Below are 13380 nucleotides of genomic sequence, written 5' to 3' on the forward strand. Positions count from 1 at the left end.
TGAGAAATGAAGCTTACTTCTCGTGAGCAAGAAAAACTTATGATTGTTGTGGCCGCAGATTTAGCGAGACGAAGACAAAAAAGGGGCTTAAAGCTCAATTACCCGGAAGCAATCGCTATCTTAACCTATGAGGTGTTAGAAGGGGCCAGAGACGGAAAAACAGTATCAGAGTTAATGCAATACGGCCGTCAAATCCTATCGAGAGATGATGTAATGGAAGGAATTCCCGAGATGATTCATGACATCCAGGTGGAAGCAACTTTCCCGGATGGAACAAAGTTGGTAACAGTTCATGAACCTATTTTATAAGCTTTGGTCAGGAGTGTGAAAGATGATACCAGGAGAGTTTAAGCTCAAAAAAGAGCCAATAATATGTAATCAAAATAAACAAACATTTAAGTTAGACGTCATAAATAATGGTGATCGTCCTATTCAAATCGGTTCTCATTTTCATTTCTATGAGGTTAATAGATCACTAGAATTTGATCGTAAGAAATCGTTTGGGAAAAGGCTGAATATTCCAGCAGGTACAGCAGTTCGTTTTGAACCAGGAGATAAAAAGGTGATTGAGCTCATTTCCTTTTCAGGAGAAAGAAAAATCTTCGGACTCAATAATTTAACAAATGACGTACTAGATAAAGGAGTGTAGATATGAGTTTTCGTATGTCGAGGCATCAATATGCAGACATGTTTGGTCCGACTGTTGGTGACCAGGTGAGACTAGGAGACACAGAACTATTTATTGAAGTTGAGAAAGATTACACAATGTACGGTGATGAGGTGAAATTTGGCGGTGGTAAAGTCATACGTGATGGAATGGGGCAGCATCCTTTAGTAACTAGTGAAAAAGCAGTTGATCTTGTTGTAACGAATGCATTAATTCTTGATTACACAGGAATTTACAAGGCAGATATAGGTATTAAAGAGGGAGTCATTACATCGATTGGGAAAGCGGGAAATCCTCTTATTATGGACCATGTTGATATTGTCATTGGACCTTCTACAGAGGTGATTGCTGCAGAGGGAATGATTGTCACAGCAGGTGGTATTGATGCCCATATCCATTTTATTTGCCCTCAACAAATCCAAACAGCGATTGAATCAGGGGTTACAACAATGATTGGAGGCGGAACTGGTCCTGCAACTGGTACGAATGCGACAACTTGTACACCTGGGCCATGGAATATTCAACAAATGCTAAGAGCTGCTGAGGAGTTTCCTGTTAACTTAGGGTTTCTTGGAAAAGGTAACGCTTCCAATGAAGAGGCCCTGTTTGAACAAATCCAAGCAGGTGCCATCGGACTTAAGCTTCATGAGGATTGGGGTACAACTACATCAAATATCGATAAGGCGTTGTCGGTGGCAGATAAATATGATGTGCAAATCGCTATTCATACCGACACCCTAAATGAAGGCGGCTTTGTAGAGGATACTTTAAAGGCTATTGATGGGCGCGTTATACATACTTACCATACAGAAGGTGCTGGTGGGGGTCATGCTCCTGATATCATTAAGGCAGCATCATACTCAAATATTCTTCCATCATCAACAAATCCGACGCGACCTTATACGGTTAATACGATTGCGGAACATTTAGATATGCTGATGGTTTGTCACCATTTAGACCCATCTGTTCCTGAGGATTTGGCTTTTGCAGACTCTCGTATTCGTAAAGAAACGATTGCAGCTGAAGATATTCTTCACGATTTAGGTGTTTTTAGCATGATTAGCTCAGATTCTCAGGCAATGGGAAGAGTAGGTGAAGTGATCTCAAGAACATGGCAAACAGCAGATAAGATGAAGCGTCAACGTGGAGAACTAGTTGAAGGTGAAGAAAACGACAACACTAGAGCTAAAAGATATGTTGCCAAATATACCATTAATCCTGCTATTACACATGGAATCTCAGAGTATGTAGGATCAATTGAGATTGGTAAAATGGCAGATTTTGTCTTATGGAATCCGGCCTTTTTTGGAGCAAAGCCAGAACTAGTCGTTAAGGGAGGGATGATTGCATGGAGTGTAATGGGGGATCCAAATGCGTCTATCCCAACTCCGCAGCCGGTATTATATCGCCCGATGTTTGCGGGTTTTGGCAAGGCGAAGCATTCAACCTCTATGACTTTTCTTTCAAAGGCTGCATTTGAAAGAAAAGTACACGAAGAACTTGGGCTTGAAAAAAAGATTGGCATTGCTAAAAACATTCGCCAACTTACTAAGAAAGATATGAAATTAAATGGAGAAACGCCATTAATTGAAGTAGACCCACAAACATATGAGGTTAAGGTTGATGGTGAGATCATTACATGTGAACCCGATAAAAAGGTTTCTTTAGCACAACGATACTTTCTATTTTGAGGTGAGAAAATGATAATTGAACAAATTTTAGGAAATGTAAAAGACTTAGAAACAGCTCCACTGCACGTAGAGCGTGTTTATCTAAGGAGTGATGATTTAGTTAAGAAAATTCAGCGTGTGAAAACAGATCATGGAAAGGAACTTGGGATTCGTCTTCAACAAGGGAAAGAGTTGGAAGATGGGGACATTTTATACCAAGATGAGAAAAATTCTATCGTTATCAGTGTACTTGCAGATGATGTTATTGTCATTCGGCCAATAAGCATTTTGCAAATGGGAGAGATTGCCCATCAACTTGGAAATCGTCATTTACCAGCACAATTTGAAGGAAATGAAATGATCATTCAATATGACTATCTTGTAGAGCGATTACTAAATGAATTGGGAATTCCCTTCGCTCGAGAAGAACGAAAGGTGAGCAAAGCATTTAAACATATTGGACATTCACATGATTAATCAACTGTTTCATTTGCTTCAAATCTGTGATTCGAATTTTCCATCAGGTGCGTTCTCCCATTCCTATGGATTAGAAACGTATATCCAAGAAAATAAAATAACCGATAAAAAAACCTTCCTTATTGCACTTAAGCAATTTTTACAAACACAATTTGTGTACACAGATGGTATGGCATGCAGGTTAGCCTACGAAGCTTTGAAAACACAAGAGATGGAATACGTTTGGCGTATAGACAAAGAGCTTAATGCTCTAGCAATGGCTAAAGAAACGCGTAATGGAAATCGTAGAGTTGGTCGACAGCTGGTTAAGGTAATGAACCAGCTTTTCTCAAACGGACATTTGAATTTGTACCAAACAATGATTAGGGATAAACAAGTTTATGGACATAGCTCAATTGTATTTGCGATGGTCTGTCTTGAACTGGACATTGATTTAGAAACAACTCTTTCTGCTTATCTTTTTGCTACCACTTCATCACTTGTTCAAAACGCAGTTAGAGGAATTCCTATTGGTCAAACAGATGGTCAAAAAATATTAGTCTTATTACAACCTTATTTTAAGGAAAAGGTAAAGCAGATTTTGTCTCTAGATGAAGAAGAGTTTGGAGCGGGGGCACCGGGTCTGGAAATAGCTCAAATGCTCCATGAACAACTGTCTGTTCGTCTATTTATGTCATAAACACAATGAAATTAAGAAAGGATGAAACATAACATGAGTGAACCAATACGTATTGGAATCGGAGGCCCTGTAGGTGCAGGAAAAACATTATTAGTCGATAAGTTAACAAGAGAGCTTATGAAAGATCTTGAGGTTGCCGTTATTACAAATGACATTTATACAAAAGAGGATGCTCAATTTTTAATAAAAAATGGTGCATTACCGGAAGATCGCATTATTGGTGTTGAAACTGGAGGGTGTCCCCATACAGCTATTCGTGAGGATGCCTCAATGAATTTTGATGCGATAGATGAATTGAATGACCGGCATCCAAACCTTGATTTAATTTTCGTGGAAAGTGGTGGCGATAATTTGGCTGCTACCTTTAGTCCTGAATTGGTCGACTTTTCTATCTATATTATAGATGTTGCGCAAGGAGAGAAAATCCCTCGTAAAGGTGGGCAGGGGATGATTAAATCAGACCTATTTATTATTAATAAAATTGATTTAGCTCCTTATGTTGGAGCAGATCTTGAAGTTATGCGCAAAGACACTCTAGCTTCTCGAGGTGATCGACCTTATATTTTCACAAATCTTAAAGATGGTACTGGTGTAAAGGACGTTATAGACTGGATCCGTAAAGAAGCATTTTTAGTTGGTCTAGAGGCATGACCTACACAGGCTACCTTGAGCTAACGGTAGAGAAAAAGGGTCATCGTTCTGTCGTAAGCAATAGTTTTTTTGATGGAGTTCTAAAAATTACAAGGCCAACATATTTGCCGGAAGGTCTTCCGCTATTAACGCTTATCCATGTTGGTGGCGGATATGTGGATGGAGACTCATACAAAACAGAGGTAGTGGTTGGAGAAAAGGCCAAACTAGCATTAACCACCCAGGCATCTACAAAAATTTATAAATCACTTCACCTTGGGGTTCGTCAGGAAATGGAATGCTTTTTAAAAGCTGGCAGCGAATTATATATTAAACAAGATCCATTAATCCTTTATAAAGATGCAAGGTTTTCTCAGCAAACGAATGTGTATATGGAGTCAACATCTATTTTTTATTATACGGATATTATTACATCAGGCTGGTCTGAGGATGGGAAGTTATTTCAATATAAGAAGCTTTCTTCTAAAATGAAAATCTTTATTGATGGGGAGTTACAGGTGTATGATCATCAATTGTTCATTCCAGAAGAAGAAAATCTACAAAACCTAATGCAGCTTGAGGGTTATTCACATATAGGCACACTGTTTATGATTCACCCGCAAGTTGACGAATCATTAATTGAAAAAATAAGAATCGCCTTGAATTCTATAAATCACTCTCGATTTGGCATTAGTACTCTTAGTACAAATGGACTATCAATAAGAGTTTTAGCTTTTAGCACACCAGACATCGAAATAACTTTATCTATTTGTGAAAAGGTGATTCGTGAGCAACTAGAGAACAAAGAGATGATAGAATGGCGCAAGTGGTAGATAATTTCTCTATATTAGTATTTGCTTTTTATGACCATCTTTGCGGAACTAGATTAGATGTTAAATAGTATCTTTAAATGGTTAGACATTCATAGTATGATAGTCTTAGGAATTCACCTCAAGTATTGATGGAGGAGATGATAGAATGGATGTCTCAAAAGTAGTGGTTTTCCAAACAGGTGACGAAGAGTATGGATTACCGATTGAACATGTCATTTCGATTGAAAAACTAGAAGATATAAATATCATTCCTAATATGCCCTATTATATGAAAGGTGTAGTAAAGGTAAGGGGAGAATTGATACCGGTTCTTGATACTTATCAAATCTTTTATCATCAAAATATAACAATTGATCATGATGTAAAATTGATTGTTATTCAATCAGATGATATGTCAGCAGCCCTTATTGTTAAAGATGCAAAAGAAATAATTGATATCCAAGAGAGTCAGTTAAAAACAATTGCAATCGGTGCATTTCAATCGACAAAATATTTTTCAGCCGTAGCAAGCTTAGAGCAGCGTTTAATAACAATTATCAATCCTAATCTATTATTAGAAAGCCTTGAAAATTTCACGATAGTAAAGGAAGAGATGATGAGCCACCAATAACTATTGGTGGCTTTAACTCTTTTAAAAGCATTTCTCTCAAGAAAAATGGTAAACTAGAAAAGAATGAAAAATTTGTGAGTGTGGTGTGGGCAGTGGAGCAAGCTGTAAATCGTAGAATTATTTTACATGTGGATATGAATAGCTTTTATGCCTCTGTAGAAACGGCATATGATCCTTCTTTGAAAGGAAAGCCTTTAGCGATTGCTGGTAATGTTGAAGAAAGAAAAGGGATTATCGTTACATGCAGCTATGAGGCACGTGCCAAAGGTGTAAAAGCCACAATGCCGCTGTGGCAGGCACGTAGACTATGCCCCGATCTTATCATACGAAAACCCAATTTTGAACGATACCGTAAAGCCTCACAAGCTATGTTTGAATTATTAAGAGAATACACACATTTAGTAGAGCCGGTTTCTATTGATGAGGGATATATTGATTTAAACAATTTTGAAGGCTCGCGGCCTTTGGAAATTGCTAAACTGATCCAAGAGAGGCTAGTCGAAGAATTATTGCTGCCATGTAGCATTGGGATTGCCCCAAATAAATTTTTAGCTAAAATGGCATCAAATATGAAAAAGCCTCTCGGTATTACGATTTTAAGAAAAAGGGATATACCAAACACATTATGGCCTTTACCAGTTCATGAAATGCATGGAGTAGGAGAGAAAACAGCTGAGAAGCTTAATACCATTGGGATTCATACAATTTATGATTTAGCTCATGCTAATGAGGTACAGGTGAAAAATCTATTAGGGATTAACGGAGAGAGGTTAATTCAAAAAGCAAACGGTGTTGATAATAGAGAGGTTAACCCAAATGCAATTTACGATTTCAAAAGTATTGGAAACTCTACGACTTTAGCTAAAAATACAACGAAAGAGAATGAAATAAGAGAGGTTTTAAAAAAACTGTGTCAGTCAGTATCCATTCGGATGAAGAGAAAAGAGGTATTAGCTACAAAAGTTCTTGTCACGATCCGGTATGGGAATTTAAAGACAATAACGCGAAGTAAAAAGTTACAAAATCCAATCGGGGAAGAAGAAGATTTACTTCAAGAGGCAGAAGATCTCTTTTTTTCTCATTGGAATGAAGAGCCAATTCGATTGCTGGGTGTTACAGGCCAAGAGTTAGTTGAAAAGGATGACGCAGTTAAGCAATTAGACTTGTTTTCATTTGAACAGGATGCAAAGGACGAGCCAATCCTTTCGATTATTGATCAAATTAATCAAAAATATGGTGAGCAGCTTTTAAAAAAAGGTATGAAAGGAGTAAAAAAAGATTTACCAACACCCGGAACAAGCTTTAATAAAGATTTTTTGACGTAGAAAACGATTACATAAGTTAAGTCACTTGAAATGTTACAGAAAAATGTGTATTTTTAAAGTTGTAGTTAAATGAAATAATTCGAATTATGTGTCAATTTAGCAATTATTGGCGGAAAACTAAACTTTTTAACAGCTATCATAAGAAAATAGAAGAGTTATTAATTTGTTTAGTTTTACATACTAAAAGGATTAGAAGGGACGTAAGGTAATGTCGAAACAACAAATTGGTGTTATTGGTTTGGCTGTAATGGGGAAGAACTTAGCATTAAATATTGAGAGTCGTGGCTTTTCAGTATCCGTTTTTAACCGTTCAGCTGAAAAAACAGAAGAATTTTTAACTGAAGCAAAAGGAAAAAATGTGGTAGGAACATACAGCATTGAAGAATTTGTTCAATCATTGGAAACTCCACGTAAAATTTTATTAATGGTTAAAGCTGGTGTACCTACAGATGCTACAATTGAACAGCTTTTACCACATCTTGATAAAGGTGATATTCTAATCGACGGTGGTAACACATTATATACAGATACACAACGCCGTAACAAAGAACTTGCAGAGAGTGGAATCCATTTCATAGGTACAGGGGTATCTGGTGGAGAAGAAGGAGCATTAAAAGGGCCTTCTATTATGCCTGGCGGTCAAAAAGAAGCATTTGACTTAGTTCAACCAATTCTAGAAGCGATTTCTGCAAAAGTAAATGGTGATCCATGCTGTACTTACATCGGTCCAGATGGTGCAGGTCACTACGTAAAAATGGTTCATAATGGTATTGAGTATGGAGATATGCAATTAATTTCTGAAGCATACTTTTTACTTAAAAATGTATTAGGTTTAACAGCTGATGAACTTCATGAAGTGTTTGCTGAATGGAATAAAGGTGAGCTTGACAGCTACTTAATCGAAATTACGGCTGATATCTTTACGAAGAAAGATGAGGAAACTGGTAAACCTATGGTTGACGTTATCCTTGACACTGCTGGCCAAAAAGGAACTGGAAAATGGACGAGTAAGAGTGCTCTTGATCTAGGAGTGCCACTTCCGATTATTACAGAGTCTGTTTTTGCTCGCTTTATTTCTGCAATGAAAGAGGAGCGTCAAAAAGCAAGTAAAATCCTTTCAGGACCATCTGCTAAATCTTACGAAGGAAACAAAGAAGAGCTTATCGAAGCAGTTCGTAAAGCATTATACATGAGTAAGATTTGTTCATATGCTCAAGGATTCGCTCAAATGAGAGCAGCGTCTGAAGAGTATAACTGGGATCTAAAATACGGGGATATTGCGATGATCTTCCGTGGTGGATGTATTATCCGTGCAGCTTTCCTACAAAAAATTAAAGATGCATACGATAAAGAGCCACAATTGGCGAATCTATTACTTGATGATTATTTCAAGGAAATCGTTGAGAATTACCAAAGTGCATTACGCCAAATCTTAACGGTTGCGATTGAAAACGGAGTTCCAGTACCTTGCTTCTCATCAGCGCTTGCTTACTATGATAGCTACCGTACTGAAACATTACCAGCAAATCTTCTTCAAGCTCAACGTGACTATTTTGGTGCTCATACGTACCAACGTGTTGATAAAGAAGGGGTATTCCACACTGAGTGGATGGAAAAATAATTTTTATATAAAGAGACAAAGTCTTTTTGGGGGCTTTGTCTCTTTTTTATGAAAATATATGTAGTGCAATGGAGCTTCAAAAAGCCTTTTAAGAGGATGATTTGAGTTTATAGTATAAAAATGTCCCATTTTAATTTATTGTGGTATATACAACCGATTTCTTCGTTATATGAGGGATGAACAGCAGAACTGCTGATATAGTAAAAAACATTATGAAAAAAGCTATCACTCAGTGATAGCTCAAGTTAAGGAGATATAAGGGTTGCTTCTTACACTAACTAGTTTATTCTTTTAAAAATATTTTGTATGAGGCAAATAGACGAGCTCATTCGCACAATTTTTGATCATCAGAGCCCATATAAAAGCCGATTGAATACAAATGATTCAATCGGCAATATAAATAATGAATGTTACTTTTATTTCTTGATATCGATTCCAGTAAAAGTGATCAACAACTAATTAACTGGCCACCACTGGTTTCCGTCTTTTTCAAGAAGTTCGTCAGCTTCTTTAGGTCCCATAGAACCAGAAGGGTATGTTGCGAGTACTGCTTTGCCCTTTTTCCACGCTTCTGAAATTGGATCAACGAAGCTCCAGGAGAGGGCAACCTCATCCCAGTGTGTAAAGTTAGTTGCATCGCCACGCATGCAATCAAATAAAAGTTTTTCATACGCTTCAGGTGTATTGATTCCATCAAAGAAATTGTTAGAAAGATCTAATTTAACAGGCTTTGAATAACCGCCATCAGCTTCATCCTTTTTAGCATTCAATTGAAGTGTAATACCTTCTTCAGGCTGAATGTGAATTACAAGTAAGTTAGGAGGCACTGTTTCACCTTTATTGTAATAAAGGTTCATTGGAATATCTTTGAATTGTACAACGATTTTCGTTGATTTAGCCGCCATACGTTTCCCGGTACGAATATAGAAAGGAACCCCAGCCCATCTGAAGTTATCGATAAGCAACTTACCAGCTACATATGTTTCAGTTTCAGAATTCTCATCAACATTACTTTCCTCACGATATCCAATTAACTCTTTATCTTCAAACGTTCCTGCTCCATATTGACCTCGCACAAAATGTTCTGCAACTTGTTGGTCATTAATTGGTCTTAAGGCTCTTAATACCTTTACCTTTTCGCTTCTAATTTCATCTGTTGTTAATTTAATTGGTGGCTCCATCGCAAGTAATGCAACCATTTGAAGCATATGGTTTTGAACCATGTCGCGAAGAGCACCTGATTTTTCATAATAGCCGCCACGGTCTTCAACACCTAATACTTCACTAGATGTAACTTGAATATTAGATATGTAGCGATTATTCCATAATGGTTCGAATAGAGCATTAGCAAAACGAATAACCTCGATGTTTTGCACCATTTCTTTTCCTAAATAATGGTCAATACGATAAATTTGATCTTCGTTAAATGCCTCACGAATTTCTTGATTCAATTTTTGAGCAGAAGGTAAATCATGTCCAAATGGCTTTTCAATCACTAGCCTGCTCCAGCCTTGGGTAGCAGTTAATCCTTCTTTTTTCAGGTTTTGAGCAATAGTACCAAAAAATTCTGGTGCCATAGCTAAATAAAAGATGCGATTTCCTTCTGTTTGATAGGTGCCATCAAGCTCATTTAACAATCCATTTAACTCTAAGTAAGAGGAAGGATTTGTGACATCGAATGGATGGTAATAAAAATGGGAAGTGAAATCTTCTAAATCTTTTGATTCCTTCATCGATGTTTGAATAGAATCAGATACATTACTGCGAAACTCTTCAGTCGTCCAAGGTCTTCTTGCTACCCCGACAACAGCGAAGTTTTTTCCGATTTTTTCGTTTTGAACAAGGCGATAAATAGATGGAAACAATTTTCGTTTCGCTAGATCACCAGTTGCTCCAAAGATGACAATTACTGATTTAGGATGTTCTTGTGTAATCACGTTCGTACCTCACTTTGTCATAATACATTTATTTATTTCATCAGCATTTTTGAAAAATCGATATTTAAAAATAAATAAAATAGGAAAATCGAATTTCTTATTATACTGATTGGAAAATACTCCTATACAAATACTTAATTTTAAAGGTTATTCTCCTTTAAATCAAACATAATAGACTATAATGTCTTTCTACATAGTTTATTATAAACGATAAACGAAAAATTATCGTCTATTAAGCATCTATTTTGTAGAAATCTTTCTATAATTCAGTCTATTTTAGACATAATAATGGATTTGGTCAAGATAATGTGATGATTTTGTTTCAAGAAACTTAAAAAAATAAACCAATGGTGTATTTCGCTAATTTTTGCTTTCGTGTATGCTTAAAGAAAGTTACGGAGGAGGAAAGTACTAGTGAATGTGATATTTCTCGGAACAGGTGCAGGAATACCATCAAAAGCTCGGAATGTGACGAGTATTGCTCTTCAATTATTAGAAGAACGAAATGAAATATGGTTATTTGATTGTGGGGAAGCAACTCAACATCAAATTTTACATACATCCATAAAACCAAGGAAAATTGAAAAAATCTTTATTACCCATTTGCATGGTGATCATATATATGGCTTGCCTGGCCTTATTAGCAGTCGTTCTTTTCAGGGGGGAGAAACCCCTTTAACGATTTATGGACCAGAAGGAACGGAGCAATTCGTAAAAACAGCATTATCTGTTAGTCACACCTACCTGACTTACCCAATTAAATTTGTGAATGTAAAGGAAGGGATCATTTTTGATGATACATCCTTTCAAGTGCGAGCAAAAAAAATTGAGCATGGGATTGATTCATATGGTTATCGTGTAATTGAGAAGGATCTGCCAGGAACATTACTTGTTGATAAATTAGAAAAGGTCGGTATTAAACCAGGACCAATTTATCAAAAGATTAAAAATGCAGAAACAGTTCGATTAGAGGATGGTTCCATTATTCAGGGGAGTGAATTTATTGGACCATCGATAAATGGAAGGGTCATTTCTGTACTTGGCGATACTCGGTTTACAGATAAAAGTCTTGAGCTCGCAGAAAATGCTGATTTATTAATTCATGAAGCAACTTTTGCGAGAGATGACCACCACCTCGCTTATGACTATTATCATTCTACTACTGAAGATGCTGCAAAAATTGCCAAAGCATCAAATGCAAAAAAGTTGGTCTTAACCCATATTAGTTCAAGGTATCAGTCACCTGAACAGCTTGGTGCGTTAGTAGAAGAAGCGAAGTCTGTTTTTCCATCTACTGTTATTGCTTCAGACTTCATGCAAATTGACATTCCGAAAAGACGTACCAATTAATAATGTGTCGCTTATGTCGATTCTTTTTAGGGACTGATCATGTAGTTTAAAGTCTGCTGTTTTAAGGAGTTAATATAAGTATAAAAACAGGAATCCAAGTAGAATACATACCTGCTATTCCTGTTTTGTTTTTTGGTGAAGTTTAATGTGTTAAAGAGAAGTGCAATGAATATCTTTGCTTATATGAATGCCGGTACGTTAAACATGCTTTTTACTCTAGTGAGTAAGCGGCTGTATAAATACGCAGCCTTATGGCCTGCAAAAAACAATCTAAACAATAAGCTAAGTAGGATATTCAATATTGATCCCTCCACATTAAAAGTAGTGTTGATAACACTAAACTTAGCTTGTGCTAAAGACTGTTATTTATTCAATTCTAATTTGTATATAAACATACCTAAAAGACAAGGGAAGTGATGAGAGAAATCATATTCAACTCGTATTTTTGATGGTAAAATATAGGGATGATAATACAAAGAAAGGCTTGAAAAATGAATAAATGTCCGATTTGTCATGGTGAAAATCACTGTGATCTAATAGAAGGAAAACAGACTTGTTGGTGTATGAACATAACAATACCAGATAAGGTTCTGACCCTTACGGGAGGAAAAAAGGATCGTTGTATATGTCAAACATGTATTCAAAAAAATCGGGGAAAAGATATAAAAACGTAAGAATTCCTTAAGGAGTGTGTTTTATGATTTTAGAGGCTGTCATGCTTCAAGTTAAACAAGGAATGGAAGAAGAATATGAGGAGGAATTTCGCCGGGCGTCCCGCATTATTTCTCGGATGGATGGGTATATCTCTCATGAACTACAACGTTGTTTAGAAGAAAAGGGGAAATATTTACTTTTAGTAAAATGGGAAAAGCTTGAGGATCATACAAAGGGGTTTAGGGAATCGGCAGAGTATCAGGAATGGAAGCAACTTTTACATCACTATTATGATCCTTTTCCAACAGTCGAGCATTTTGTAAAGGTAAGTCTCTAGGCAATCATTCAGTCTTACCAAAAATCTCGAAGAAAGCAGGTTGATGAAATGGAAAAGGTCGTTATTAATAGAATAACGGGTACAGATAAATGGATAAAAGGACTTTCAGAGTTGTTGATAAAAGTAGTCGAAGATGGGGCGTCTATTGGTTTTTTGCCGCCATTATCATTTTCTGAAGCAAAAGCCTACTGGAAAGATGTTGGAGATGATGATACATTCTTATTTATAGCCACAATAAATGATATGGTCGTCGGATCTGTTCAACTGCAGTTATCTTCTAAACCAAATGGTCGACATCGAGCTGAGATTGCTAAATTAATGACACATCCCGATTTCCGACGCAAAGGAATAGGGCGTTCTCTTATGGAGGTAGCTGAGGAGATGGCACTGCAAGAAAAGAGATCGTTACTAGTGTTAGATACTAGAGAGGGAGATCCTTCTAATTTTCTTTATTCCTCATTAGGTTATATTCAAGCAGGCCGTATTCCAGACTATGCTATTTCTTCGAGTGGAAATTTTGATGCAACTATTTTTTATTATAAAACTTTAGATAAATAAAGGGAGTGCCGGTTAGAAGCACTCCCTGTAAG

15 protein-coding genes are annotated in these 13380 nt (G+C 36.7%); 14 read left to right on the top strand and 1 reads right to left on the bottom strand.

What is annotated here, in order from left to right; translation table 11 throughout:
• Positions 1 to 6: 6 nt before the first annotated feature.
• The 10 genes from AC4GZ8_RS09105 (at position 7) to gnd (ending at position 8512) form a co-directional block, all read left to right on the top strand.
• Positions 7 to 309, top strand: coding sequence for an urease subunit gamma (locus AC4GZ8_RS09105; RefSeq protein ID WP_491081532.1), 303 nt, complete (start codon positions 7 to 9; stop codon positions 307 to 309).
• Positions 310 to 331: 22 nt separating this feature from the next.
• Positions 332 to 649 (top strand): urease subunit beta, encoded by a 318-nt coding sequence (locus tag AC4GZ8_RS09110; protein WP_491081533.1) that lies wholly within the window; start codon positions 332 to 334, stop codon positions 647 to 649.
• Between the two features lie 2 nt (positions 650 to 651).
• The gene (ureC, locus tag AC4GZ8_RS09115) at positions 652 to 2358 is read left to right on the top strand and encodes an urease subunit alpha (RefSeq protein ID WP_491081534.1); all 1707 of its coding nucleotides are present in this window, start codon (positions 652 to 654) and stop codon (positions 2356 to 2358) included.
• 9 nt (positions 2359 to 2367) lie between these two features.
• The gene (gene ureE, locus AC4GZ8_RS09120; RefSeq protein WP_491081535.1) at positions 2368 to 2814 is read left to right on the top strand and encodes an urease accessory protein UreE; all 447 of its coding nucleotides are present in this window, start codon (positions 2368 to 2370) and stop codon (positions 2812 to 2814) included.
• On the top strand, positions 2807 to 3493 hold the full coding sequence (locus AC4GZ8_RS09125) for an urease accessory protein UreF (RefSeq protein WP_491081536.1): 687 nt from the start codon (positions 2807 to 2809) through the stop codon (positions 3491 to 3493). The genes ureE and AC4GZ8_RS09125 overlap by 8 nt, the downstream gene beginning before the upstream one ends.
• Positions 3494 to 3526: 33 nt before the next feature.
• Positions 3527 to 4144, top strand: a complete 618-nt coding sequence (gene ureG / locus AC4GZ8_RS09130) for an urease accessory protein UreG (protein WP_491081537.1) — start codon at positions 3527 to 3529, stop codon at positions 4142 to 4144.
• Complete coding sequence (locus tag AC4GZ8_RS09135) at positions 4141 to 4956, top strand: urease accessory protein UreD (RefSeq protein WP_491081538.1); 816 nt, start codon at positions 4141 to 4143, stop codon at positions 4954 to 4956. The genes ureG and AC4GZ8_RS09135 overlap by 4 nt, the downstream gene beginning before the upstream one ends.
• 145 nt (positions 4957 to 5101) lie before the next feature.
• Positions 5102 to 5566, top strand: a complete 465-nt coding sequence (locus AC4GZ8_RS09140; protein WP_491081539.1) for a chemotaxis protein CheW — start codon at positions 5102 to 5104, stop codon at positions 5564 to 5566.
• An 83-nt stretch (positions 5567 to 5649) separates the two neighbouring features.
• Positions 5650 to 6891, top strand: a complete 1242-nt coding sequence (locus AC4GZ8_RS09145) for a DNA polymerase IV (RefSeq protein ID WP_491081589.1) — start codon at positions 5650 to 5652, stop codon at positions 6889 to 6891.
• Between the two features lie 208 nt (positions 6892 to 7099).
• Entirely contained in the window at positions 7100 to 8512 is a 1413-nt protein-coding gene (gene gnd / locus AC4GZ8_RS09150; RefSeq protein ID WP_491081540.1) for an NADP-dependent phosphogluconate dehydrogenase, read from the top strand.
• A gap of 455 nt (positions 8513 to 8967) precedes the next feature.
• Here gnd and zwf read toward each other — a convergent pair whose 3' ends face one another.
• On the bottom strand, positions 8968 to 10449 hold the full coding sequence (zwf, locus tag AC4GZ8_RS09155) for a glucose-6-phosphate dehydrogenase (RefSeq protein ID WP_491081541.1): 1482 nt from the start codon (positions 10447 to 10449) through the stop codon (positions 8968 to 8970).
• 414 nt (positions 10450 to 10863) lie between these two features.
• Between zwf and rnz the strand changes: the two genes are divergently transcribed.
• The 4 genes from rnz to AC4GZ8_RS09175 all read left to right on the top strand — a co-directional run bounded on the left by rnz (position 10864) and on the right by AC4GZ8_RS09175 (position 13348).
• Positions 10864 to 11799: a ribonuclease Z gene (gene rnz / locus AC4GZ8_RS09160; RefSeq protein ID WP_491081542.1), complete on the top strand. Its 936-nt coding sequence runs from the start codon at positions 10864 to 10866 to the stop codon at positions 11797 to 11799.
• 491 nt (positions 11800 to 12290) lie between these two features.
• Complete coding sequence (locus AC4GZ8_RS09165; protein WP_491081543.1) at positions 12291 to 12473, top strand: cysteine-rich CWC family protein; 183 nt, start codon at positions 12291 to 12293, stop codon at positions 12471 to 12473.
• 23 nt (positions 12474 to 12496) lie between these two features.
• Positions 12497 to 12790 carry an antibiotic biosynthesis monooxygenase family protein gene (locus AC4GZ8_RS09170; protein ID WP_491081544.1) on the top strand — a complete coding sequence of 98 codons (294 nt, stop codon included), beginning with the start codon at positions 12497 to 12499 and terminating at the stop codon, positions 12788 to 12790.
• 48 nt (positions 12791 to 12838) lie between these two features.
• A complete protein-coding gene (locus AC4GZ8_RS09175; protein ID WP_491081545.1) occupies positions 12839 to 13348 on the top strand; it encodes a GNAT family N-acetyltransferase in 510 nt (169 codons plus the stop codon).
• Positions 13349 to 13380: the final 32 nt, after the last annotated feature.

The organism is Metabacillus sp. RB-C-LZQ-3-1, assembly GCF_058315175.1.